The sequence below is a fragment of the Thiocapsa roseopersicina genome (assembly GCF_900106925.1).
Classification (GTDB): Bacteria; Pseudomonadota; Gammaproteobacteria; order Chromatiales; family Chromatiaceae; genus Thiocapsa; species Thiocapsa roseopersicina.
In genome coordinates this window covers 184,476-206,669 of record NZ_FNNZ01000001.1, presented here as the reverse complement: position 1 = coordinate 206,669, position 22,194 = coordinate 184,476, and the positions used below count along the sequence as shown (strand labels likewise).

Below are 22,194 nucleotides of genomic sequence, written 5' to 3'. Positions count from 1 at the left end.
ATTTGGCCGCTCGCGAAAGCGCGGCCGGCGGCTTTGTTCATCAACGTAAACCGCGCCCGGCGCGGTATGCGACCCACTCGCTCCCACGCTCTGCGTGGGAGTGTCGACCCGACGCTCTGCGTCGCGGGACGGCGCGAGCGGGCACCGGCGCGGGACGTACCGCCGGCGGTGCGCGTCGACCTGGCGGCAGGGACGCCGCGCTCTCCTCTCCCCTCCCGCCTCGCGGGGGAGGGGTCGGGGAAGAGGGGGCATCCCGGTCGGGCATGCGCAGCAACACCCTACGGCATGCGAATCGCCGAGGTTTCGGGGCTCACCCCGCGTCGTCTCCGATCAGGTCCTCGAGGACAAAACCGGCGTCGCATCCGCTGGCTGCCGACTCACTCCCACGCTCCGCGTGGGAGTGTCGCCGGGACGCTCCGCATCCCTGCCGCCAAGTCAAGGCGCCCCGCCAGCGCACGATCGCGCCGGGCCCCGCGACGCAGAGCGTCGGGTCTACACTCCCACGCGGAGCGTGAGAGCGAGTTGGGGCGCGGAGCGTGGGAGCGAGCTCGAAACAGGAAAGCCGCCACGGAGAAGTGCGTCGGGAGTCGTGCATACAGCTCGCCGAGCTGTTGACGCAGTAGATCATCCAACCACACCACGGGCAGAACACCGTCGGCGTTCTTAATTTGGTCGCTGAGCATGTGCCATTCATTCAGCGCGTGCTCGGGGACCGCATCTCCCCATTTGTAGAACTGCATCGCCAAAGTCCGGCGATTTGTCGCCGCGGTCCATCACATGGTATTCGTACCATCCGCGCGTCGACATGAAAGACTCCTCCAGATTTTCTTGAGCAGCCGGTCGTCTGTCGTGCGGCATCCTGGCCGGGCCTGCAAAGCGACACCGGGCGACCAAAGTCGCCCCTTGTTGGTCGATGCATTCCCGGAATTCACCTTAAGGTCGCGGCTGCAGGTTGCCGCCACCCTCTCGGGATTCGCTTAAGGCGATTTCCGCAAAATTCCATGCCCGTTGTGCCGACGATAGGAGGCACGACTTGCGCCGACGTTCGGCCTAGTGTCCGTCGCCGGCACTCATGTTCTGCACCGCCCTCAACCAATCGGCCCCGTCGGGGCTGATGAGCAGTTGGTCGCCGAGGTCTTCCAACATCCGGAGGTCGACGATGCGCGCAAGCAACGGTTGTGTCTGCTCGGCGATCGTTGGACCAAAACGGCGTCGCACCTGACGGACCAGGATGTGGCGGGTCGCCTCGCGACCTTGCTCCAAGCCTTGTTCCAAGCCTTGTTCCAAGCCTTCTTGTTTCCACTGATCGGTCCAGGTTTCCAGATTCTCGGCCAGCATGTGATTAACCTCGCTGAGATCGCCAAGGGGTGGCAGTTGCACGCCGGGCAGTCGCTTGGGCAGGAAGACGCGACCGAACCAGACCGCGAAGTCACGGCGCAGACCGGTCTGTTCCGGCGCCTTGAGCCAGTCAAGCAAGGCGTGCACGATGCCCATCGCCTCGGCCGCGCCGCGACTGGCCTCGAGCCGAAACAGTGCGGAACAGAGGTTGCGCTCGGGCAGGGGGCCGGCTTTGGCGATGCGCTGCTCGTCGAGCAGCAGGTAAGCCTGTCGCGGGCGATAGCGCTCGAGCATCGGCGGCGCCGGCTCGATGAGCGGCTCCAGCGTGTCGGCAGAATGCCAAGGCGTGCCACCATTGTAGAGCACCACGGGCAGAACGGGCGGCAGACGTCCTGCTGCACTCAGGGTCTCGGCGCGAATGAGATCCTGGTAAAGCAGCCCGAGGTAGGTCTGGATGCGTACGGCCATCCAAGGATCGACGGTGGATTGGAATTCCAGCAGCAGTTACTTGGTCATCACGATCGGCCCTTTCCAAATTCGACGGGGATCGTGGAGTTGAGCTCGACCCCGCCGGCCGTCAAGGCAGCGGCGCGCACGGACAGACGAGAGTATCTCGGTTCGTCAAAGACGACCGTCGACGGCCTGCACCGGCAGAACGGATTTCACGTCGTAGAGGATCGCCTTGGGTTTGGCCCAACGGCGGATCCCGGTCGCTCCCGTCTCGATGAAGTCGCGGTGGGCGACGGCGAGGATGACGGCGTCGTAGGTGCCTTCGGCCGGAGGCTCGGGGAGACAGTCGAGGCCGTATTCGTGCTTGGCCTCGGCGGGGTCGATCCAGGGATCGTAGCAGTCGACCGCGATGTTGTATTCGCGCAGGGCCTGGATGATGTCGAGGACGCGGGTGTTGCGCACGTCCGGACAGTTTTCCTTGAAGGCGAAGCCGAGGACCAGGATGCGGCTGTTGCACACACCGATGCCGCTTTTGAGCATGAGCTTGACCACGGTCTCGGCCACATGGGCGCCCATGCGGTCGTTGATGCGTCGCCCGGCGAGGATGACCTCGGGGTGGTAGCCGATGGCGACGGCTTTGTGGGTCAGATAATAGGGGTCGACGCCGATGCAGTGTCCGCCGACCAGGCCGGGGCGGAAGGGGAGGAAGTTCCATTTGCTCCCGGCGGCTTCCAGAACCTCGAGGGTATCGATGCCGAGCTTGCCGAAGATCAGGGCGAGCTCGTTCATGAGGGCGATGTTGAGATCGCGCTGGGTGTTCTCGATGACCTTGGCTGCCTCGGCGACCCGGATGCTGCTGGCCGGGTGAGTGTCGGCGGTGATGATCTCGTTGTAGAGGGCGTCGACGATGGCGGCGATCTCGGGGGTGGAGCCGCTGGTGACCTTTTTGATGGTGGTCAGGCGGTGATCGCGGTCGCCGGGGTTGATGCGCTCGGGGCTGTAGCCGAGGTGGAAGGTGTTGGTTGGATGCCCCCTCTCCCCCGGCCCCTCTCCCGCGAGGGGAGAGGGGAGATGTGCTCCCTCCCCCCTCGCGGGAGAGGGTCGGGGAGAGGGGGATCCAAAGTACCGAAGCCCGGAATGCCGCTCCAAAACGGGCGCGCAGTCGTCCTCGGTGCAGCCGGGGTAGACGGTGGATTCGTAGATGACCAGGTCGCCGGGTTTGAGGACCTTGCCGACGGTCTCGGAGGCCTTGAGCAGGGGCGTCAGATCGGGCCGCTTGTAGTCGTCGACCGGGGTGGGCACGGTGACGATGAAGATGCGGCAGCGACACAGGGCGCCGAGGTCGCTGCTGTAGGTCAGGTGGCGGGCGGCGGCGAGATCCTCGGGGGTGGTCTCGCGGGTGCTGTCGCGACCGGCTTTGAGCTCGGCGATGCGGGCTTGGTTGATGTCGAAGCCAACCACTGGGCGGTGTTTGGCGAATTCCACGGCGAGCGGCAGGCCGACGTAGCCCAAGCCGATGATGGCGATGGGCGTGTCGGGGTCCGTGAGATGGGCGAGGTGTTGGTCCATCGTGGTTTGCGCCTGGGGCTATGTAGGTGTGTAGGTGGGGCGACTTCAGTCGCCCATAAATCTCGGCAAGGACATCCCGGGGCGACTGAAGTCGACCCTACCCCGACACCTGTCAACTCGCTCCCACGCTCTGCGTGGGAGTGTAGGTGCGACGCTCTGCGTCGCGGGGCAGTGCGGTCGGGCGCCGGTGCGGGTCGCAGCGCCGGGGGTGGGCGTCGGTATGGCGGCAGGGACGCGGAGCGTCCCGGCGACACTCCCACGCGGAGCGTGGGAGCGAGCTCATAAACCTCGGCACGGACGTCTCGGGGGGACTCAAGTCGACTGATACGCCTTCGTCTCCTGAATCGGCGTCACTAAGTTCAGCATCGCCCGGAGCTCCTGCACGGTCAGTCCGCGAAATGTTCAGCCGTCCTGCAATTCCAAACGACGCTCGATGCGTTCGATTCGGGCGACGAGTTGATCGGTGTGCGCGTGCTGCTCGACGATTTCGCCATACATGTGCGCCAGATCACGCCGCATACCGGCAACCGTCAGCTCCAAGTTGCTGATGCGCGACTCGATTCGGGAGAAGCGCTCGGTGTGTTTGTCCTGTGTTGCACGAATCGCGCGCAGGTTCTCGAGTACGAGGCTTTCGATGTTGTCGGTCATGGCCCACTCCCGGTCGTGCTCTTGGTCTTGATCATCGGTGATGGCAAGCTGCCCTATGGCCACGGGTATCGGCGGGATGCTAGAACGATTGCGCGGTTTGCGCCAGCCCGCGTCAGATCGCTGGCTCCGCCCGCGCTCCATCCCCCAACTCGCTCCCACGCTCTGCGTGGGAGTGTGGACCCGACGCTCTGCGTCGCGGGGCGGTGCGGTCGTGCGCCGGCGCGGGTCGCAGCGCCGGGGGTGGGCGTCGTCATGACGGCAGGGACGCGGAGCGTCCCGGCTACACTCCCTTCGCAGACCAACACGCGTAGCGGGGATCATATCTCCGGTGCACGCAGGGACTCTTCCGTCAGACAGGCATTGGATGGCGACGCACTGCCGAGGTCGACGATTGGAGGAGTGAGCGGGGTTTGGCTGTGGTGACAGTTCATCCGAGGTTGCCCTCCCCGACATCGGGCCAATACTCATCGTCCAGAATCTGATCGATGGTAAAGGGACAGGTCGCCGGAAAACGGTTCAGCGCCAGCCCGGTCTCCTGCGCCGCCTCGCGCCGAGCCGTATCGTAGATCTCACCCAGGGTCGCAGCCGGGGTTGGCCATAAGCTCGGACTCTCTTTGAGCAGAAGCTTGATATCGATCCGCTGGGTGATGACGGTCACGCCCCAGCTGCGGGAACGGCGTTCGGGTTGGCACTGCATCTTGAGGAGATGTAAAACCAAAATGATCAGACGGTTGCGCAGTTGTCGCCGCTCGCTTCGGCTCATGCCGTCAAGCTCCTCCGACAGATGTTCCCGATCGAGTCGTTCGAGGTCGCCCGCGCGGAGATGACTCGCTTGCTCTTCGAGCCAGCGCAGGTAATCGGTGTCATAGCATGTGGTTTGGGTCATGAGCGGTGCCTGATGCTTGCAGTACCGAACGCTAGGTTACGCGGATGCCGCTATATCCGTCATCCAGTAGCGCGTGCTGGCGATCCGGCGCAGAGATCTCCGAGACTGGTCGCGGCCAGTCGATGGCAATGCGCGGGTCCAAGGCGTTGAGCCCGGCTTCCGCCTCCGGTTTATAGGCCGCAGTGTGCAGGTCAATCAGCTCGCAGTCGTCGGTCAGGGCATGGAAGCCGTGGGCAAAACCTTCCCGGATGGCCAGGGTCCGGTGGTTGTCGGCACCGAGGTGCTCGGCATGCCAGTGCAGGAAGGTCGGTGACTTTCGGCGCAGATCGACAGCGACGTCGAACGCCTTCACCCAGTTGCGCAGGGTCTGCTCGACCAGACCCACCTCCTGAGCGACCACGCTCTTGCCGTACTTGACCCGCTTCGCTGCCTGTTCCTTGAACTCGGCGGTGCACTCTTGCTTCGGAATCTTCTGCATCGCCGTCTCCAGTGTGACAGACAGTCTACGTCACCCTTGGAAGACTAAATTTCGGGGGGAACCTCAGTTTGGCGTGTAGGGGCGACTGAAGTCGCCCATAAACCCCGGCGCGAACATCTCGGGGCGACTGAAGTCGCCCCTACCCAAACGCCTCGGTGGATGTCTCGGGGCGACTTCAGTCGCCCCCCGGACCGCTAGGCGGAGCGGCGGATGTCTGCAATGGGGATCGTCAGGGTGACTTGGCGATGCAGCAGCTCGATGAGGAGTTGGGCTCGGCGCTCGCCTTGGTGGACTTTGAAGATGGCCTCGAGCCCGCGGAAGGGGCCTTCGATGATCTCGACCTTCTGCCCCGGAGAGAGGGCGGACTGGGCCGGTCGGGCTTCGAGACGACGCCGAATCTCTTCGATCAGGGCGCCCTCGACGGGTAAGGGCTCGCGGCCGAAGGCAACCAGGCGTGCGACGCCGCGGGTGGAGCGCAAGGGATACCAGTTATCGACCCAACGCCGCAGACAAATGAAGAGGTAGTTGGGGAAAAGCGATTCCTCGACCACCACGCGTCGCCCGCGACGGATGCGCTCGACCATGAGTTGCGGGTGGAAGACGCTGTAACCCTGCTGGACGAGATTCACCGCAGCGCGCTCGGCTTGGCGCGGCTTGGACTGCACCAGATACCATTGGGGCGCGGCTTCCGCGCCGATCTCGAGATTCATCTTAAGGGTCTCGATCAGGTCACTTCGCCGACGATCTGTCGATTCCCTTGCTCCAATGCACGCGACAGACTGTGCACGTAGCGCGCAACCAGCAGGTAGGCGGCGAAGATCGACAAGGCCGCATAGAACATGACGGCTTCCCCGATCTGGTTCAGAAACCCGAAGACGCCGACGCCAGTCAACAGGATCGCGGCGGCCAGCATCAGAATCAGCGCCTTGCGTGTACTGTGGAAGACGCGGGACAGGAAGTGGTGGAGATGGCCGGCATCCGCGGTGAAGGGAGACACCCCTTGCAGGATCCGCCGACCCATGACGCGCAACGTGTCCATCAGCGGTATGGCGATGATCCAAAGTGCCGTCACCGGGTCGATGCTCCCGGCCGGTCCGGCGGCATCGACCAGGGCCCAGACCAGGATGTAGCCCAGCAGGAGGCTTCCCGCGTCGCCGAGGAAGACCTTGCGCCCGGTCACGCCGAAAAGCTCCAGATTGCAGATCAGATAGGGCATCAGCACCGCGATCGTGGCGAGCAAGAGGATTTGGATCGGGCCGATCTCGGGTGCGAGGAGCAGCAGTGTTCCGAACGCAATCAGGATTAGGCCGCCGGCCAAGCCATCGATGCCGTCGATCATGTTGATTGCGTTGATGACGCCGACCATCGCAAACACGGTGAACGGGACCGAAAACACCCCGAGCTCGATCGGACCGAAGCCCAGCAAATCCCCCAGGGCGGTCAGCGTGACCCCACACCCGAGGGTCAGCAACAGTGCGGCAACGACCTGCGCCACGAGGCGCACCCTCGGTCCGAGACCGAAACGGTCGTCCAGGGCACCGACCAGCACCAAGAGCGCGGCACCGGCCATGCCGTAGAGGTGGGGCACGGCGAACGGCAGACTGAGCAGACTGCACGCGACGAGGCCGGAAAAGATCGCGATCCCGCCGATCGGCGGCACTGCGTGGCGGTGGACCTTGCGCCGGTCGCCCGGGTGATCCATCAGGCCGATCCTGGGTGCCAGGGGATAGAGCACGGCCAGAACGACGCTGCTGACGACAAACGCGATAACCATGTCCGAAAACGTCATCACCGGATGGACTCCGACGTGAATTCGAGAGCCGCCGTCAGTTCCTGCGCGAGCATATCCGTCTCCTTTCCGTCTCCTTGGCTCAAGACTCTACGAATCGGCGCTGTAAGCCTTGAGTGTTTTGTTTCGTTCCGGTCACGGCGGCGACGTACGAAGATACTCGAACGCGCGTCGGCGGCATTAAAACCCGCTCAGGAAAAAACCACAAGACGTGAATTTTTCATGCGAATTCGCAATCCTTGCCCAGTGATCAGGTCGGTTTCATTCAGCGCCTGCCCCCAAGCGCGGGCGTAACGGCCTCCCGAAGGACGTCGATACGAGATCCGTAGAATCCGCGCGTCCGCCGCGACCGGCGGAATGACGGATTTTACCGACGGGGGGCGCATCGTCGCACCGATCTCGGCGAAAACCAGCGCGACCAGAATCCCGACCAATACCGCCAGCTGTCGCCGCCGCAGGTCCGCCGTCAGGGCGGCGGGCGCCCAATAGGTCGTGAACATCCCCCATTGAGTCGCCAAGTCCGTCGAAGAGGCGACTGAAGTCACACCTACCCCGTCGCCCCTACATCACGCTGACCCGGATGACGGCTTACTCGTGCCGTTCGGCTACGTTGAAGCCTTCGCGTCGGCATAGGGCGTCTTTTTCGGCCTCTTTGAGGTCTTCGCGCATCATCTCGGCGACGAGGGCCTCGAAGCCGATCTCGGGGGACCAGCCGAGCCGCTCGCGAGCCTTGGTGGCGTCGCCGAGCAGGGTCTCGACCTCGGTCGGGCGGAAGTAGCGCGGATCCACGGCGACGACGCAGGCGCCGGTGGCCTCATCGAAACCTTTTTCGAGCTGGCCCGCGCCCTCCCAACGAATCCGGATACCGACCTCGGCGGCTGCGGCGGCGACGAAGTCGCGCACGGAGTATTGGTGCCCGGTGGCGATCACGAAGTCCTCCGGGGCGTCCTGCTGGAGCATCATCCATTGCATGCGAACATAGTCCTTGGCGTGGCCCCAGTCGCGCCGTGCGTCGAGGTTTCCGAGATAGATCCGATCCTGCAGGCCGAGCTTGATGCGGGCCAGTCCGCGGGTGATCTTACGGGTGACGAAGGTCTCGCCGCGCCGCGGGCTCTCGTGGTTGAAGAGGATGCCGTTGCAGGCGTAGATGCCGTAGGCCTCGCGGTAGTTGACCGTGATCCAGTAGGCGTAGAGCTTGGCGACGGCGTAGGGCGAGCGCGGGTAGAAGGGCGTGGTCTCGCTCTGGGGCACCTCTTGGACCTTGCCGTACAGCTCGGAGGTGGACGCCTGGTAGAAACGGGTCTTGCGCTCGAGGCCGAGGATGCGGATCGCCTCTAGCAGGCGCAGGGTTCCGATGCCGTCGGAGTCGGCGGTGTATTCGGGCTCTTCGAAGGAGACCGCAACATGGCTCTGCGCGGCGAGGTTGTAGAGCTCATCGGGTTGGACCTGCTGCATGATGCGGATCAGGCTCGAGGAGTCGGTCATGTCGCCGTGGTGCAGGATGAAACGCCGTTCGCTCTGCTGCGGATCCTGATACAGATGATCGATGCGGTCCGTGTTGAAGAGCGAGGTACGCCGTTTGATGCCGTGCACCTCGTAGCCCTTGGAGAGCAGCAGCTCCGCCAGATAGGCCCCGTCCTGTCCCGTGATGCCGGTAATCAGCGCCTTCTTGGTGGTCATGTCCTTACCCCGATGTCGATATGCAATGTGTTGTGTTGCCGTTGCCCGGGATAGTCGACTTGCAGTCGACCTCTTCCCCCGCCCTGACGGCCCGCGGTTTCAAGACGACGGAGGCCATCGCGTCCGGCCGGCGAACCGCCCCCCGATGCCTCATGTCCTGAGCACGTCCCGATGGTCGAGGAACCAGGCGTAGGTTTGTGCCAATCCCTCGGGAAGCCGGGTGCGCGCGGTCCATCCGAGTGCGGCGAGACGGCTGACGTCGAGGAGCTTGCGCGGGGTGCCGTCGGGCTTGTCGGTGTCGAAGCGGATCTCGCCTTCGAAACCGACGACCTCGCCGATGGTCTCGGCGAGCTCGCGGATGCTGACGTCTTCGCCGACCCCGGCGTTGACGTGGGAGCACATGGGCCGAGTGTGTGCCCGGTAGGTCTCGGGTGCGAGCCCCATGAGGTGTACGCAGGCGTCGGCGAGGTCGTCGACATGCAGAAATTCCCGACGCGGCGTGCCGGTTCCCCAGACGGTCACCGCGGGCGTACCTCGGGTCTTGGCCTCGTGGAACTTGCGGATCAGCGCCGGGATGACGTGGCTGTTCTCCAGATCGAAGTTGTCGCCGGGTCCGTAAAGGTTGGTCGGCATCAGGCTGCGGAAGTCCGTCCCGTATTGGCGGTTGTAGGACTCGCAGAGCTTGATCCCGGCGATCTTGGCGACGGCATAGGGCTCGTTGGTGGACTCGAGCGTCCCGGTCAAGAGCGCCTCTTCGCCGATCGGCTGCGGGGCGAGGCGCGGATAGATGCAGGAGCTGCCGAGAAACAGCAGGCGCTCCACACCGTTGCGCCAGGCGGCGTGGATGATGTTGGCCTCGATCATCAGGTTTTGATGGATGAACTCGGCCGGGAAGCTGTTGTTGGCCTGGATGCCGCCGACCTTGGCCGCCGCCAGATAGACCCGAGACGGGCGCGTCTCGGCGAAGAAGGCATCGACCGCCCGGGTATCCGTGAGATCCAGCTCGCGATGGGTACGCGCGAGGATGTCCGAGACCCCCGCGGCTTCCAAGCGGCGCACGATGGCGGCACCCACCATGCCGCGATGTCCGGCGACATAGACCCTCGACCCGACCTTGCCCTGCTCGCTCACGCCGATCTCCGTTATGGATGCTGTGTGTTCGGGAATCCCTAGGGTAGCGCCCCGATGGGTCGGCTCACCAGCCTTGCGCGGCAAGAATCCACGAAACGCCGGCGGGTGCGCCCCGGACCCCGGCGAGATCACCAGCACGCAGGCCCCGGCGAACCGGTTGACGCAACCCCCGTCAGGTTCGACACTCATGCCCTACCGAGCGCGACACCGGATCGGCTTCTCGCCCACCCGGATCGCAGCATCGGGCACAGTGCTGCCGTTGGCTGCAGCGCTGCAACGACGACCAATCATTCCTTACTCAGGAGGTAACGATCGTGGCACAAACGATGGGTGAGATCATGAATCCGGGCTCCGTCGTACGCGACGCCGAGTTTCCGGACGCCCCGGACGACTGGACGCGCGAGCAGGCGGTCGCCGCGGCTCAGGCCGACGCGGTGACGCTGAGCAACGATCACTGGGACATGATCAAGGCGCTGCAGGACTATTTCGCACGTCACGAGAAACCCAATGTGCGGGATCTTCACGACGCGCTCGAAGAGGCATTCCACGGCCGCGGTGGCCTCAAGTATCTCTACGGGATCTTCCCGGGCGGTCCGGTCGCGCAAGGCTGTCGGTTTGCCGGACTACAGGCCCCGTCGGGCGCGGCGGATAAGTCGTTCGGGAGCGTCCAGTAAGGGTTCCCGAGTCGCGGTCCGCGCGCGCCCGCTGCCGCCGCGATGTCGGTCACCCGGCCGACATCGCGAAAGAGGCCGACAGAGTCAGTCCGAACTCCCATCAATAACGGGCGCAATCCTTCTGACATATCGAGTCTTTTCGTCGGCGTTTTCTTGCCAATCCGGTAGGTCCCGCCTATCCTTGCCCTCGAACTGCTACCGCCTTTCGCTTGGGGACGTCCGAGGCTGAAGCGTGTCCCGGACGCGTCGCGACGCCGGCCGGGGATGCTCCGAATCACTGCTCACCCGGACCGGCAGGCGGCGGCAGGCCGAATCCGGATCACGGGGGAGCCGATGATGTACGAGCGCATTCACGTCGACGAACAGCCGATCACCGAAGACGAGCACCCGCTTCGTCCCGATCGACGCACCTTTCTTGCGGCGCTTGCCGCAACCTCTGCGGGACTCTTGGTCGGAGGGGTGCCCGGCATTGCCGAGGCGGCCTCGAGCCGGACATCCCTGCAACGCCAAGTCGTCGAGCTGGTGACGAGCATGCGCCGCCAGGGCATGATCCAGCCCAACGAGAAGACCTCTTGGTCGGTGTACGATTTCACCGCCCGCAAGAAGGTCGTCTCGATCAACGAGGGCGCGCCGCGACAGGCCGCGAGCATGATCAAGCCGCTCGTCGCGCAGGCCTATTTCTTCCAGATGGATGGCTCGCGCGGCCAGGTTGCCTACTCGGAGGATGTCCGCAAATGCATGGAGCGGATGCTCCAGCGCAGCAGCAACCCGGACACCAACCGGATCATGGATCTGGTCAGCCAGCACCAGTCCCGCCGCGGACCCGCGGATGTCGAGCTGGTACTCAAGCAGCGTGCGCCCGCCGTCTTTCAAGAGACCCGCATTGTCGAGAAGATCCCCACGACCGGCCAGACCTATCGCAACCAGGCATCGGCGCACGACTACAGCCGCTTCCTGATCTCGGTCTGGGAAGGCCGCATGCCGAACAGCAAGGAGATGCTGCGCATGATGGCATTGCCGGGCGGCGACCGTTTGGCCAAGGGCGTAGCCGGCTTCCCCCCTGAGGCCAAGGTGTACAACAAGACCGGCTCGACCGCGATGCTCTGCGGAGACATGGGGGTTATCGAGATCCCCGATCAGCGCGGGCGCAAACACGCCTATACGGTGGTCGGCATCATCGAGCGACCGAGCCGCGCCGAAAACTACGGCGCTTGGATCCGCAATCGGGGGGACGCCATCCGGCGCGTGTCGAACCTGGTCTACCAAGACATGAAGAGCCGTTACCAGCTCGTCTGACGCCAGCGTAGGGGCGACAAGGGGCGACTTCAGTCGCCCACACCCCACCAACGACCGAACACCCCGAGGCGGCTAAAGCCGCCCCCACATGGCAGCGACGGTTAGCTCCGCTTCAGAAGCCGTCCGCAGATCGGCCCCAAAGGCCCCTCCTCCATGCGCCCGCACAACTGAGGAACCAGGAGCAGCAGGCCGAGCGCGGTCACGAGCGGCATCAGAAACAGCGACAGACCATCGGGGTCGCCGAGTATCGCGCGCTGAATCAGCACGGTGAGCAACTGGATCCAGACCACGCCGAGGATGGTGCGCAACCGGGCCGGACCGCGCAGAAACCACACGATCACCGACAGGATGATGTAGGGGATCATCCAAGCCGCCAACATCAAGGGCTCGAGCCGATAAGCGCCGTCGAAGTGAGGCACCACGGCGATCAGAAACGACAAGGCAAACCCCACCACCAAGGTCGAAAAGACCCAAATCTCTTGGCTTTCACTCGCGCGATCCATCGAAACACTCCCCCGCGTAGAATGATCTCGGAGCGCCAATGATATACCGACGGCATGCGTTGTTCGTAACTTCGGGCATTGCGTTACGTGGCGCAGAGCACCAAGGGGCATGCGCAACATCGCGCAGCGGTGTCGCGAGTTTGTGGATGCTGGGGTGACCGGTCGAATGAGCGAGGCCCGAGGACGGGTGCGGGGACCCTGCTCGGGGGCGTGTCACGGGTGTTTCGCCGCATCCTGAACGGGGGACCGCGCACGATGCGACGCACACCATCCGGAGATCGGCTGCATCGCGCCATGGAGTCGCTGAGACTCCGGCTTTCGCGTCCGGATGCACTCTTCTGGCCGGCCGTCCTGGGTCTGATCACCGGACTCGCGGCCGGGCTCGTCATCGTCGCTTTCCGTCTCGCCGTGGAGGGCCTGCAGGCGACGACCCTTCCCGGTCACGGAGAGAACTACGAGGCGCTGCCGATCCCGGTGCGTCTGGTGCTGCCGTTGCTCGGCTCGGTGCTGATCGGACTGCTCTTCGTGCGTTTCGCGCACGGCATCTATGTGCTGGGTGTCGCCCGCGTCATGGAGCGCATGGAATATCACCAGGGACACATGACCCGGCGCGGGTTCGTGCTCCAGTTTCTGGGTGCGGCAATCGCGATCGTCAGCGGTCATTCGGTCGGACGCGAGGGACCTCATGTCTATCTCGGCGCCGCGAGCGGGAGTCTGATCGGACAGTTCCTGACCCTGCCCAACAACAGTATCCGCAACATGGCGGCCTGCGGCACCGCGGCCGGGATCTCGGCGTCGTTCAATACACCGCTTGCGGGCGTGATCTTCGCGCTCGAGGTGCTGGGATTGGAATACAGCGTCGCGAGCTTCGTGCCGATCATCCTGGCTGCGGTGAGTGCGAATGCGCTGTCGGTCGCTGTCTTCGGCAGCGACCCGGTGCTCCGGGTCGCGCCGGTCGTGGTGACATCGCTGACCGCGCTGATCCCGGTGGCGGTTCTCGGGCTCTTCGTCGGCGCACTCTCCGCGGCCTACATCCAGTCGATCAAGACGATCGCAGGCTGGGGCAAACGCATGGGCTTCTTCCGCCGGGTCTTTGTCGCCGGGGTGATCGCCGGGATCGCCGGCGCCTTGGTCCCGGAGGTGATGGGACTGGGCTACGACACCTTGCGCAAGCTGCTGACCGAGCCGCTGACCTGGGGCTTCCTGCTCCTGCTGCTGTTCTTCAAGCTGCTGGCAACCTCGGCCAGCGCGGGGCTCGGGATCCCGGGCGGGACCATCGGCCCCGCGCTCTTCATGGGTGCGATCCTCGGCAATCTGGTCGGCGTCGCGGCAGTCGCCTTCATCGGGCTCGAGGCCGATCAGGTCGCCTTTTTCGCGTTGCTCGGGATGGGGGCTATGATGGGCGCCAGTCTCCAGGCACCCTTGGCGGCCTTGACCGCCATCGTCGAGCTGACCCACAGCCCGGGCGCCATCATGCCGGGGATGTTGGTAATCATCTTGGCCGCGCTGACCAGCAAGGAGGTGTTCGGCAGGGATTCGCTCTTCCTCACGACCTTGCGGGCGAACGGACTGGACTACCGCTCCAACCCGGTGGTCCACCTGCTGAGGCGCAGCGGCGTGGGCGGCGCGATGAACACGAGCTTTGCGCGGCACGAACAGAGCTTGACGCGGGAGCAGGCGGAACGCCTGGTCGGGGAAGGGCCGGAATGGATCATCGTCGACAAGGACGGCGGACCAGCCTACCTGATGCCCGGGATCGCGGTGGCAAGCGCCCTTTCGATGACACCCGATGCGCAGGAGATCGACTTGCTCGCGATCCCGGGGAATCGGCTCGAGCTCGCGCCGATCCATCTCCAGGCGACCCTCCAAGAGGCGCTCGATCTGATGCAGACGCGCGGTGCCGAGGCGCTCTACGTGCAGCGGATGATCGCGCCCGGGATCACGCACATCTACGGCGTCTTGACCCGAGAGCGGATCGAATCGGCTTACCGCTATTGAGAGTGAGAGCCAGGCGACCTCACACGCTCCCGTACAGCTCGCGGGATCCGAGCCAGCGTCGGATCAAGGGTTCGACCCGATCGGGATAGCGTGCCAGGATCAGATCGGCGGCCTGTTGGGCGGCGGGGACCAGGTGTTGGTCGCGCAGGGGGTCGGCAACGCGAAACTGTACGGTGCCGGTCTGGCGCGTACCCAGAACCTCCCCCGCTCCGCGCATGGCCAGATCGCGCTCGGCGATCTCGAAACCGCTTTCGGCGGCGCGGATGATGCCCAGACGCTCGCGCGCCGCGATCGACAGGGGCGGATGGAAGAGCAGCACACAATGGCTTTGGACCGACCCGCGCCCGACCCGTCCACGCAGTTGATGCAGCTGGGCAAGACCGAGCCGCTCGGGGTTCTCGATGATCATGAGACTGGCGTTCGGGACATCGACGCCGACCTCCACCACCGTGGTCGCGACCAGGAGGTCCAGATCGCCGGCGGCGAAGGCGGCCATCACCGTCTCGCGCTCAGGCCCCTTGATACGCCCGTGCACCAGGCCGATACGGATGCCGGGTAGGCTTTCCGCTAGCTGGCGCGCGCTCTCTTCCGCGGCCTGGCACTCCAACGCCTCCGACTCCTCGATCAGGGTACAGACCCAATAGGCTTGCCGCCCCTGTGCACAGGCCTGCTCCACGCGTGCGATCACCTCCTCGCGACGGGTATCCGGGACCGCGACCGTGACGATGGGCGTGCGCCCGGGCGGCAGCTCGTCGATGACCGACAGATCCAGATCCGCATAGACGGTCATGGCGAGCGAGCGCGGGATGGGTGTGGCGGTCATGATCAACTGATGCGGCGCACCGCCGGAGCCGCCGCCCTTGGCGCGCAGACGCATGCGCTGGTGCACGCCGAAACGGTGCTGCTCGTCGATGATGACGAGACCCAGATCGGAGAAGACCACGTCCTCCTGAAAGAGCGCGTGGGTACCCATCACCATGCGCGCTCGGCCGCTCGCGATGGTCTCGAGCAACCCGGCACGCTCGCGGCCCTTGTGTCGCCCGACCAGCCAGACGGGCTCGATGTCGAGCGGGGCAAGCCAAGCCACGAAGCCGCGTCGATGCTGCTCGGACAAGAGCTCGGTCGGCGCCATCAAGGCGACCTGAGCGCCGGACTCGATCGCCTGGAGCGCGGCCAGCGCGGCGACCAGTGTCTTGCCGGCCCCCACATCGCCCTGGAGCAGACGCTGCATCGGGCGGTCGCCTTGCAGATCGGCTGCAATCTCGGCGACGACGCGCTCCTGTGCGGCGGTCATCCGAAACGGCAAGGCGTCGAGCAGCCGGCGTCGCAAGCTGCCGTCGCCCGCGAGCGCAGGCGCCAGGATCGCCCGCTGGGCGGCACGCAGCCGTCGCAGACTAACCTGATGGGCGACCAGCTCCTCGAACGCCAGTCGGTGGAAGGCCGGATGGCGTCGCTCGATCAGATCGTCGGGGTCGGCATCCAGCGGCGGGCGGTGCAGAAAGGTCAGCGCCTCGACCAGGCTCGGCAGACCCAAGGGGAGCAAGATCTCCTCCGGCAGACACTCGCGCGGCGCCTCTCGGGCCAAGAGCGCCAACGCCTGGTCGGTCAGACCGCGCCACGAGGATTGCTGCAGGCCCTCGGTCGAGGGATAGAGCGGCGTCAAGCGCTCCTCGATCGCGCCCGGCTCCTCGGACTGGATGCGATATTCGGGATGGACCATCTCCAAGGCGCTCGGCCCCTGCCGAACCTCGCCGTAGCAGCGCAACCGCACGCCGGGCTTGAGTGAATCGATCTGCTGCCGGGAATAATGGAAGAACCGCAGCAGGAGCCCGCCGAACCCCCCGTCCGAGACCCAGACCTTGAGCGAGCGGCGGCGCCCGCCCGAGAGATCGACCTCCTGGATCTCGCCCTCGACCAATGCCTCGTCGCCCGACCGCAGCTCGGCGATCCGGACCAAACGCGTGCGGTCCTGATAGCGGTGCGGCAGATGGAAGAGGAGATCCTGCACCGTGCGCACACCGAGCTTGCCGAGACGCTCGGCCACGCGCGGACCGACCCGTTTGAGCCGCTCCACCGGGATGGTGTCGAGCGAATCGAAAGTGAGCATCTCGCTCTGGACGCGGTTTAACTGCCCTTGCGTTCCGCGATTGCGCGGGCGAGCTGGTGCACGGCCATCGCGTAGTAGCTGCTGTGGTTGTAGCGGGTGATGGTGTAGAAATTCTGCGACCCCAGCCAATACGCGTAGCCGGTGCCGACATCGAACTCGAGCAAACTCACCTGTGTGGCGCCGCCGAGGTTGCCTGCCGGGACGATCCCGCGGCCTGCCAGCTCGCTCAACCCGTAGCGCGTATCGAAGCCCGACTTCATGGCGCGGGCAGCCGAGGGGGACTGCACGTTCGCGCGCACGGCCACCGGCACGCCGGCCTGCCAACCGTGCGATTTGAAGTAGTTGGCGACGCTGCCGATCGCATCCGCCGGATTCCAGAGATTCCGATGACGATCGCCGTCGAAGTCCACGGCATAGTCGCGGAAACTCGAGGGCATGAACTGCCCGAGGCCCATCGCACCGGCAAAGGATCCACGCGGACCGAAGGGATCGATACCCTCCTCCTTGGTCATGACCAGGAAGGATGCCAGCTCGCCCGAGAAGTAATCGGCGCGGCGCGGGTAGGCGAAGGCCAGGGTCGCCAAAGCGTCGACGATGCGTGTCTTGCCCACGTAGCCACCGTAGCGGGTCTCGACACCGATGATGGCGACGATGTACTCGGGCGGCACCCCGTACCGTGAACTTGCCCGGTTGAGCGCGGCCTCGTTTTGCTGCCAGAAACGCACGCCGTTGGCGATGTTCTCCGGGGTCAGGAACTTGGCGCGATAACGTATCCAAGCCCCGGTCGGCCCGGTGCTCGGTCGCGGGGCCTGGCGATCCATCGCGTCGAGGATCCACTGCTCGCGTTTGGCGCCGGAGAGGACGGCGGCAACCTGGTTGGGCGCGAAGCCCTGCTGCTGCATGCGGCGGATAAAGGGCTCGACCCCCGGATACCCGGCGAAATCACCGGTCACCGTCGCGGACCCGGATGTCGGATACGGGGATCCCTCCGCGATCTCGCCGGGGCGGGTCGACTGGGAGCCGCAGCCCGCAACCAGGGTCAAACACAAGAGCGCGGCGATCGAGCAAACAAAGCGCATGGGCAATCCAGGGTGAGAAATCGGTGCCCGGTATAGTAAAGCAGTTTTTCAGTAAAGCAATTCAACCGATGAATTTAGCTCGTGATTGTGCTGTTAAACCGCGCCCGGCGCGGCATGCGATGGCTTTGGATGGGATCGGCCCCGGCAGACTTGACGACCGCTGGAGTCGGCGCGGTTTAAAATATTAAAAAGTATATTATTTTAAACCGCGTCTCCGCCAAGGGTCGTGGATACATCAAACGTTGAGCTCACTCGAAACTGAGCATCGCGCGCTCTGGACGCGGTTTAATCAGCCAGCACCATGATCGCGTCCATCTCGACCCGAGCACCTTTCGGCAGGGCCGCGACACCGATCGCCGCCCGTGCCGGATAGGGCTCCTCGAAGTAGTCGGCCATGACCTGATTGACCGACGGGAAGTGGGCCAGATCGGTCAGGAAGACGTTGAGTTTCACGACATCGGCAAGACTGCCGTTGGCTGCATGGGCAACGGCCCGAAGGTTGTCGAAGACACGCCGGATCTCGGCCTCGATGTCGCCCGAGACCAGCTCCATGGTCTCGGGCACGAGCGGAATCTGGCCGGACAGATAGACGGTGTTGCCGACGCGAACCGCTTGAGAGTAGGTCCCGATTGCCTTCGGGGCTTGATCGGTCTTGATGATGCTTTTTGGCATGTTGGGGTGACTCCGAAAGTATCGTTACCCGAGGACATCGGCGTGAGCCTAATGCAGCGCGGGGCTTACGCCAAGACGCGGAGGGTATGTTCGGGGCGACTGAAGTCGCCCCTACCCCCTAAGGCCCTACACGCAGGCGTGCGTCGATGCGCGAACGGCTATACTTTGGCGCTTCCAAATCCCGGATCACACGCCATGAACGCACTCCATCAGTCCAACCTCGCCAAGCTGCGCCTGATCGGACGCGGCAAGGTCCGCGATCTCTACGAGATCGACAGCGAGCATCTCTTGATGGTTGCGAGCGACCGTCTGTCCGCGTTCGACGTGGTCCTTCCGCAGCCGATTCCCGGCAAGGGCGAGGTCCTGACCCGGGTCTCGCGCTTTTGGTTCGCACGCACGGCGCAGCTGGTGCCGAATCATCTTGCCGATATCCCGGTCTCGGCAGTCGTCGAGGACCCCGAGGAGCTGGCCCAACTCGGCGATCGCGCCATGGTGGTGCGCCGGCTCACACCGCTGCCGGTGGAGGCGATCGTGCGCGGCTATCTGATCGGCTCGGGTTGGAAGGACTATCTGCACGGCGGTGCGGTCTGCGGCATCGCGCTCCCGCCCGGTCTGCGTCAGGCCGACCGGCTGCCCGAGCCCATCTACACGCCGTCGACCAAGGCCGAGATCGGCGGGCACGACGAGAACGTCGACTTCGCGCACACCGAGCGCCTGCTCGGCCCGGCGCTGGCGGCTCAGGTGCGCGACGTCAGCATCGCCATCTATCGCGACTGCGCCGAGTATGCCTTGGCGCACGGCATCATCATCGCCGACACCAAGCTCGAATTCGGCCTCGACAGCGAGGGGCGGCTGCATCTGATCGACGAGGTGCTCACACCCGACTCATCGCGTTTTTGGCCGGCCGATCAATACCGACCGGGGACGAGCCCGCCGAGCTTCGACAAGCAGTTCGTCCGCGATTATTTGGAGACGCTCGACTGGGACAAGACCCCGCCGGGGCCCATGCTGCCGCAGGAGATCATCGACCGGACCGCCGCCAAATACCGCGAGGCCGAGGAGCGGTTGACGCACCGCTGATCCGCCCGCGAGGCAGGGCAACGTAGGGGCGATGTAGGGGCGACTTCAGTCGCCCACGCCCCGTCAACCCTACACCATTGGGCGGCTAAAGCCGCCCCTACCTTGGATGTTGCGGATCAGAGCTCGTCGGGCGTGGATTGGCGGACGGCCCAGACGGCGGCTTCGACGCGGGTTCTGAGCTTGAGTTTCTTGAGGACGTGTTTGACGTGGACCTTGACGGTCCCGAGCGACAGGTCCAACTCGCGGGCGATCAGTTTGTTGCTCAATCCGTCGGCGAGCAGACCCAGCACCTGTTGCTCGCGCGGTGTCAGACCGGCCTCCCGCGGACGCACCGGGCGGCTGTCGTGGCAGAGCGCCCGCGCAATCAGCTCGGTAAGCCGTTGACTGATCACCAGGCGACCCCGGCCGGCAGCGAGCAGCTGCTCGAGGATGTCCTCGGGCTCCATGTCCTTGAGCAGATAGCCATCGGCCCCGGCGCGTAGGGCGGCGACCACGTCTTGCTCGCTGTCGGAGACGGTGAGCATGACGACACGCGCGTCCAGATCGGCCCGGCGCAGACGTTCCAGGGTCTGGATGCCGTTCATGCCCTTCATGTTGAGGTCGAGCAGGATCAGGTCCGGGCGACATTCCGCCGCGACGCGCACGCCCTCCTCCCCGTCGCCGGCCTCCCCGACCAAGATCAGCTCGGGTGCCATCGCGATGAGATCGGACACGCCCTTTCGAAAGAGCGGATGGTCGTCGATGATGACGACGGCGGTTCGGGTGTCGGTCGTCATGAGGTCTGCACCGCCTCGATGGCGCCTGCATCGCTGACCTCGGTGTCGCTGTCTCGGGCTCGGCGGCTCGGGAAGGTCAGCCGAACACGTGTCCCGCCGTGCGGCCCGGGCACGATCTCGATGTCGCCGCCGAGGCCGGCGGCACGCTCGCGCATGATGCTCAGTCCGTAGTGACCGCGCGGGACGGCATGCGGATCGATGCCGCGGCCGTCGTCGTCCAGGGTGACGCGGATCCCGGCGCCACCGGCCGCCAAACGCAGCAAAGCATGCGCCGCCCCGGCGTGACGGATGACGTTGGACAGGGCCTCGCGGACGATCTGCAGCACATGGATTTCCTCATTGGGGCCGAGCAGCAAGGCGGGGAGCCGATTGTCCAGGCAAATCTCGGTGGTCGCGCGCGCGCGATACTCGGCCACCGTCGCCTCCAGCGCGGCATTGAGGCCGCGATCGTCCATCTTGAGCCGAAAGGTGGTCAACAGCTCGCGCAACTGACGATAGGCGTTGTTCACGCCCTCGCGCAGCTCGGCGAGCACGGCGCGGGTGCGTTCGGGCTGCGCGCCGGCTCCGAGGAGCGCATCCAGGCGCGACGCCTGGATCTTGAGGTAGGAGAGCGACTGTGCCAAGGAGTCGTGCAGCTCGCGCGCGATCACGCCGCGCTCCTCGAACAGCGCGAGACGCCTGCCGTCACGCTGGCGCCGATGCAGACTGAGCGCGGTACCGATGAGCGTGGCGAGCGAGGCCAAGAGCCGCCCTTGCCAGGGCGGCAGGGACTGTTCGCGATCCAGCTCCACGATCAGCACGCCGAAGGGCCGATCCTGCTCCGCCACGACGAAGGACACGGGGGGCCGACGGTCGCCCCGTCCGAGCGTGCGCAGTAAGGGATGATAGGGCTCGGCCTCGCGACAGACCGGGCATCCGTCGCTCGAGCAGGCAAAGCGCTGCTCGCCCTCGGCTCTCGCGGTCACGCACGAGCGGCCGTCCTTTCGATGGGGGTCCGGGTCCGGGCCCAGATCCGGCGCTTCGTCCAGGCAAAGGGTGACGGCCCGAAGCCGCAACTTGACCCGGATCTCCTGCAGGACGCGCTCGAACATGGGCGTGGAGATCGGCGACTCATGCAGCACCTGGCCCACGCCGTAGAGCAGCTCCAGTGTCTGGTTGGAGCGCTCGAGATCACGGGTCTTCTCGGCGACCCGACCCTCGAGGTCCGTGTAGAGCTGCGACAGGTCGGCGGCCATGCGATTCATGGCATCGCCGAGCCGGCCCAGCTCGTCGCTTCCGGTGAATCGGGTACGTCGCGTGAAATCGCCGCGCCGCGACCCATCCGCGCACTCCAAGAGCTCGGCGAGCGGTTGGATCACCCGGCCGATGACCAAGACCATAGTCACGAGCACCACGATCACCGTCAGGACCAAGGCAACCGCCTGGACGACGCGCAGCATGGCCAAGCGTGCCTCCGTGATTCGCTCCAGCTCCCCGACCAACACGTCGATCTGCTCGACGAAGCCATCGACAGCCGCCAGATAGGACATCGCAGGGGCATCCCGGGATGTGCCCGGATCGAGCACGCGCAATCGCGCAATGTCCGCCGACACGAGCGGGCGCATGCGCTCGTTCCAATCCGCGCGGATACCCTCGTAGGCGTCGCGGATCTCCTCCCCGGCACGCCGCGGGATGATGTCGGCAAGGCGCGGACTGGCCAGACGCTGCTCGAGCTCCTCGGCCAGTGCCGCAACCCGATCGGCACTCAAGTCGGCCGGGGCTCGCGCGTCGGCCAGCGCCATCCCGATGCGATACGACTGCATCCGCAGCGACCCGGCCTGGTTCACGGCGGCGGCAAACCCCTCCGTCGCCCGGCCCACGCTGCCGCCGATCAACATGCTGAGGATCGCCAAAACGACGACGAGGGTCATCAACAGACCCACGCTGAGCAGGATCGAGCGATGGAACGAACGCGGCAGAAGAGAGCTCATATCGATCACCCCCGCATTCCAGCCCAGTCGCGCCCACCGCGAAAGGGGATACCTCCAAAGAATCAGGACC

Annotated in this window: 20 protein-coding genes and 1 pseudogene; 4 read left to right on the top strand and 17 right to left on the bottom strand. The window is 65.2% G+C overall.

What is annotated here, in order from left to right:
* Positions 1-1,050 precede the first annotated feature (1,050 nt).
* The 11 genes and pseudogenes from BLV04_RS00910 to BLV04_RS00865 all read right to left on the bottom strand — a co-directional run bounded on the left by BLV04_RS00910 (position 1,051) and on the right by BLV04_RS00865 (position 9,915).
* A complete protein-coding gene (locus BLV04_RS00910; protein ID WP_281241795.1) occupies positions 1,051-1,836 on the bottom strand; it encodes an Rpn family recombination-promoting nuclease/putative transposase in 786 nt (261 codons plus the stop codon).
* A gap of 123 nt (positions 1,837-1,959) precedes the next feature.
* Complete coding sequence (locus BLV04_RS00905; RefSeq protein WP_093027201.1) at positions 1,960-3,357, bottom strand: nucleotide sugar dehydrogenase; 1,398 nt, start codon at positions 3,355-3,357, stop codon at positions 1,960-1,962.
* Positions 3,358-3,759: 402 nt separating this feature from the next.
* A complete protein-coding gene (locus BLV04_RS25430; protein WP_245731635.1) occupies positions 3,760-4,146 on the bottom strand; it encodes a hypothetical protein in 387 nt (128 codons plus the stop codon).
* 286 nt (positions 4,147-4,432) lie between these two features.
* On the bottom strand, positions 4,433-4,891 hold the full coding sequence (locus BLV04_RS00895) for a DUF29 domain-containing protein (protein WP_093027199.1): 459 nt from the start codon (positions 4,889-4,891) through the stop codon (positions 4,433-4,435).
* A 31-nt stretch (positions 4,892-4,922) separates the two neighbouring features.
* Positions 4,923-5,243, bottom strand: a complete 321-nt coding sequence (locus BLV04_RS00890) for a dTDP-4-dehydrorhamnose 3,5-epimerase family protein (RefSeq protein ID WP_245731682.1) — start codon at positions 5,241-5,243, stop codon at positions 4,923-4,925.
* Positions 5,235-5,369: pseudogene (locus BLV04_RS25425) on the bottom strand (transposase); the annotation flags it as partial. The pseudogene BLV04_RS25425 and the gene BLV04_RS00890, both read right to left, overlap by 9 nt.
* Positions 5,370-5,563: 194 nt before the next feature.
* The gene (gene rfaH / locus BLV04_RS00885; RefSeq protein WP_093027195.1) at positions 5,564-6,079 is read right to left on the bottom strand and encodes a transcription/translation regulatory transformer protein RfaH; all 516 of its coding nucleotides are present in this window, start codon (positions 6,077-6,079) and stop codon (positions 5,564-5,566) included.
* A 14-nt stretch (positions 6,080-6,093) separates the two neighbouring features.
* The gene (locus BLV04_RS00880) at positions 6,094-7,158 is read right to left on the bottom strand and encodes an undecaprenyl-phosphate alpha-N-acetylglucosaminyl 1-phosphate transferase (RefSeq protein ID WP_093027193.1); all 1,065 of its coding nucleotides are present in this window, start codon (positions 7,156-7,158) and stop codon (positions 6,094-6,096) included.
* A gap of 191 nt (positions 7,159-7,349) precedes the next feature.
* Positions 7,350-7,658: a hypothetical protein gene (locus tag BLV04_RS00875; RefSeq protein WP_093027191.1), complete on the bottom strand. Its 309-nt coding sequence runs from the start codon at positions 7,656-7,658 to the stop codon at positions 7,350-7,352.
* 88 nt (positions 7,659-7,746) lie between these two features.
* Complete coding sequence (gmd, locus tag BLV04_RS00870; protein WP_093027189.1) at positions 7,747-8,838, bottom strand: GDP-mannose 4,6-dehydratase; 1,092 nt, start codon at positions 8,836-8,838, stop codon at positions 7,747-7,749.
* 150 nt (positions 8,839-8,988) lie between these two features.
* A complete protein-coding gene (locus tag BLV04_RS00865) occupies positions 8,989-9,915 on the bottom strand; it encodes a GDP-L-fucose synthase family protein (RefSeq protein WP_245731681.1) in 927 nt (308 codons plus the stop codon).
* 368 nt (positions 9,916-10,283) lie between these two features.
* Between BLV04_RS00865 and BLV04_RS00860 the strand changes: the two genes are divergently transcribed.
* Both BLV04_RS00860 and BLV04_RS00855 read left to right on the top strand, forming a co-directional pair.
* Positions 10,284-10,643: a TusE/DsrC/DsvC family sulfur relay protein gene (locus BLV04_RS00860; protein ID WP_093027185.1), complete on the top strand. Its 360-nt coding sequence runs from the start codon at positions 10,284-10,286 to the stop codon at positions 10,641-10,643.
* Positions 10,644-10,976: 333 nt separating this feature from the next.
* Positions 10,977-11,939 (top strand): serine hydrolase, encoded by a 963-nt coding sequence (locus BLV04_RS00855; RefSeq protein ID WP_245731634.1) that lies wholly within the window; start codon positions 10,977-10,979, stop codon positions 11,937-11,939.
* A 101-nt stretch (positions 11,940-12,040) separates the two neighbouring features.
* On the opposite strand, the gene BLV04_RS00850 is transcribed toward BLV04_RS00855, so the two are convergent.
* The gene (locus BLV04_RS00850; protein WP_093027181.1) at positions 12,041-12,442 is read right to left on the bottom strand and encodes a hypothetical protein; all 402 of its coding nucleotides are present in this window, start codon (positions 12,440-12,442) and stop codon (positions 12,041-12,043) included.
* Between the two features lie 255 nt (positions 12,443-12,697).
* Here BLV04_RS00850 and BLV04_RS00845 point away from each other — a divergent pair, with 255 nt between their 5' ends.
* A complete protein-coding gene (locus BLV04_RS00845) occupies positions 12,698-14,440 on the top strand; it encodes a chloride channel protein (protein WP_093027835.1) in 1,743 nt (580 codons plus the stop codon).
* Between the two features lie 19 nt (positions 14,441-14,459).
* On the opposite strand, the gene recG is transcribed toward BLV04_RS00845, so the two are convergent.
* From recG to ridA, 3 genes are all read right to left on the bottom strand, one after another.
* Entirely contained in the window at positions 14,460-16,547 is a 2,088-nt protein-coding gene (gene recG / locus BLV04_RS00840) for an ATP-dependent DNA helicase RecG (RefSeq protein ID WP_093027179.1), read from the bottom strand.
* Positions 16,548-16,564: 17 nt separating this feature from the next.
* The gene (gene mltB, locus BLV04_RS00835) at positions 16,565-17,626 is read right to left on the bottom strand and encodes a lytic murein transglycosylase B (protein WP_093027177.1); all 1,062 of its coding nucleotides are present in this window, start codon (positions 17,624-17,626) and stop codon (positions 16,565-16,567) included.
* Positions 17,627-17,911: 285 nt separating this feature from the next.
* Positions 17,912-18,298, bottom strand: coding sequence for a deaminase RidA (gene ridA / locus BLV04_RS00830; protein WP_093027175.1), 387 nt, complete (start codon positions 18,296-18,298; stop codon positions 17,912-17,914).
* 195 nt (positions 18,299-18,493) lie between these two features.
* Between ridA and BLV04_RS00825 the strand changes: the two genes are divergently transcribed.
* Complete coding sequence (locus tag BLV04_RS00825; protein WP_093027173.1) at positions 18,494-19,378, top strand: phosphoribosylaminoimidazolesuccinocarboxamide synthase; 885 nt, start codon at positions 18,494-18,496, stop codon at positions 19,376-19,378.
* Between the two features lie 116 nt (positions 19,379-19,494).
* Here BLV04_RS00825 and narL read toward each other — a convergent pair whose 3' ends face one another.
* Complete coding sequence (gene narL, locus BLV04_RS00820; protein WP_093027171.1) at positions 19,495-20,154, bottom strand: two-component system response regulator NarL; 660 nt, start codon at positions 20,152-20,154, stop codon at positions 19,495-19,497.
* Positions 20,151-22,124, bottom strand: coding sequence for an ATP-binding protein (locus BLV04_RS00815; RefSeq protein ID WP_139191832.1), 1,974 nt, complete (start codon positions 22,122-22,124; stop codon positions 20,151-20,153). Before BLV04_RS00815 ends, narL begins: the two co-directional genes overlap by 4 nt.
* Positions 22,125-22,194 lie beyond the last annotated feature (70 nt).

Excerpts from the sequence above, each read along its gene's own strand:
- BLV04_RS00905 (WP_093027201.1), bottom strand. The coding sequence starts at position 3,357 with ATGGACCAACACCTCGCCCATCTCACGGACCCCGACACGCCCATCGCC.
- BLV04_RS25430 (WP_245731635.1), bottom strand. The coding sequence starts at position 4,146 with ATGGAGCGCGGGCGGAGCCAGCGATCTGACGCGGGCTGGCGCAAACCG.
- BLV04_RS00895 (WP_093027199.1), bottom strand. The coding sequence starts at position 4,891 with ATGACCCAAACCACATGCTATGACACCGATTACCTGCGCTGGCTCGAA.
- rfaH (WP_093027195.1), bottom strand. The coding sequence starts at position 6,079 with ATGAATCTCGAGATCGGCGCGGAAGCCGCGCCCCAATGGTATCTGGTG.
- BLV04_RS00880 (WP_093027193.1), bottom strand. The coding sequence starts at position 7,158 with ATGACGTTTTCGGACATGGTTATCGCGTTTGTCGTCAGCAGCGTCGTT.
- BLV04_RS00875 (WP_093027191.1), bottom strand. The coding sequence starts at position 7,658 with ATGTTCACGACCTATTGGGCGCCCGCCGCCCTGACGGCGGACCTGCGG.
- gmd (WP_093027189.1), bottom strand. The coding sequence starts at position 8,838 with ATGACCACCAAGAAGGCGCTGATTACCGGCATCACGGGACAGGACGGG.
- BLV04_RS00865 (WP_245731681.1), bottom strand. The coding sequence starts at position 9,915 with ATGGTGGGTGCCGCCATCGTGCGCCGCTTGGAAGCCGCGGGGGTCTCG.
- BLV04_RS00855 (WP_245731634.1), top strand. The coding sequence starts at position 10,977 with ATGATGTACGAGCGCATTCACGTCGACGAACAGCCGATCACCGAAGAC.
- BLV04_RS00850 (WP_093027181.1), bottom strand. The coding sequence starts at position 12,442 with ATGGATCGCGCGAGTGAAAGCCAAGAGATTTGGGTCTTTTCGACCTTG.
- BLV04_RS00845 (WP_093027835.1), top strand. The coding sequence starts at position 12,698 with ATGCGACGCACACCATCCGGAGATCGGCTGCATCGCGCCATGGAGTCG.
- recG (WP_093027179.1), bottom strand. The coding sequence starts at position 16,547 with ATGCTCACTTTCGATTCGCTCGACACCATCCCGGTGGAGCGGCTCAAA.
- mltB (WP_093027177.1), bottom strand. The coding sequence starts at position 17,626 with ATGCGCTTTGTTTGCTCGATCGCCGCGCTCTTGTGTTTGACCCTGGTT.
- ridA (WP_093027175.1), bottom strand. The coding sequence starts at position 18,298 with ATGCCAAAAAGCATCATCAAGACCGATCAAGCCCCGAAGGCAATCGGG.
- BLV04_RS00825 (WP_093027173.1), top strand. The coding sequence starts at position 18,494 with ATGAACGCACTCCATCAGTCCAACCTCGCCAAGCTGCGCCTGATCGGA.
- narL (WP_093027171.1), bottom strand. The coding sequence starts at position 20,154 with ATGACGACCGACACCCGAACCGCCGTCGTCATCATCGACGACCATCCG.
- BLV04_RS00815 (WP_139191832.1), bottom strand. The coding sequence starts at position 22,124 with ATGAGCTCTCTTCTGCCGCGTTCGTTCCATCGCTCGATCCTGCTCAGC.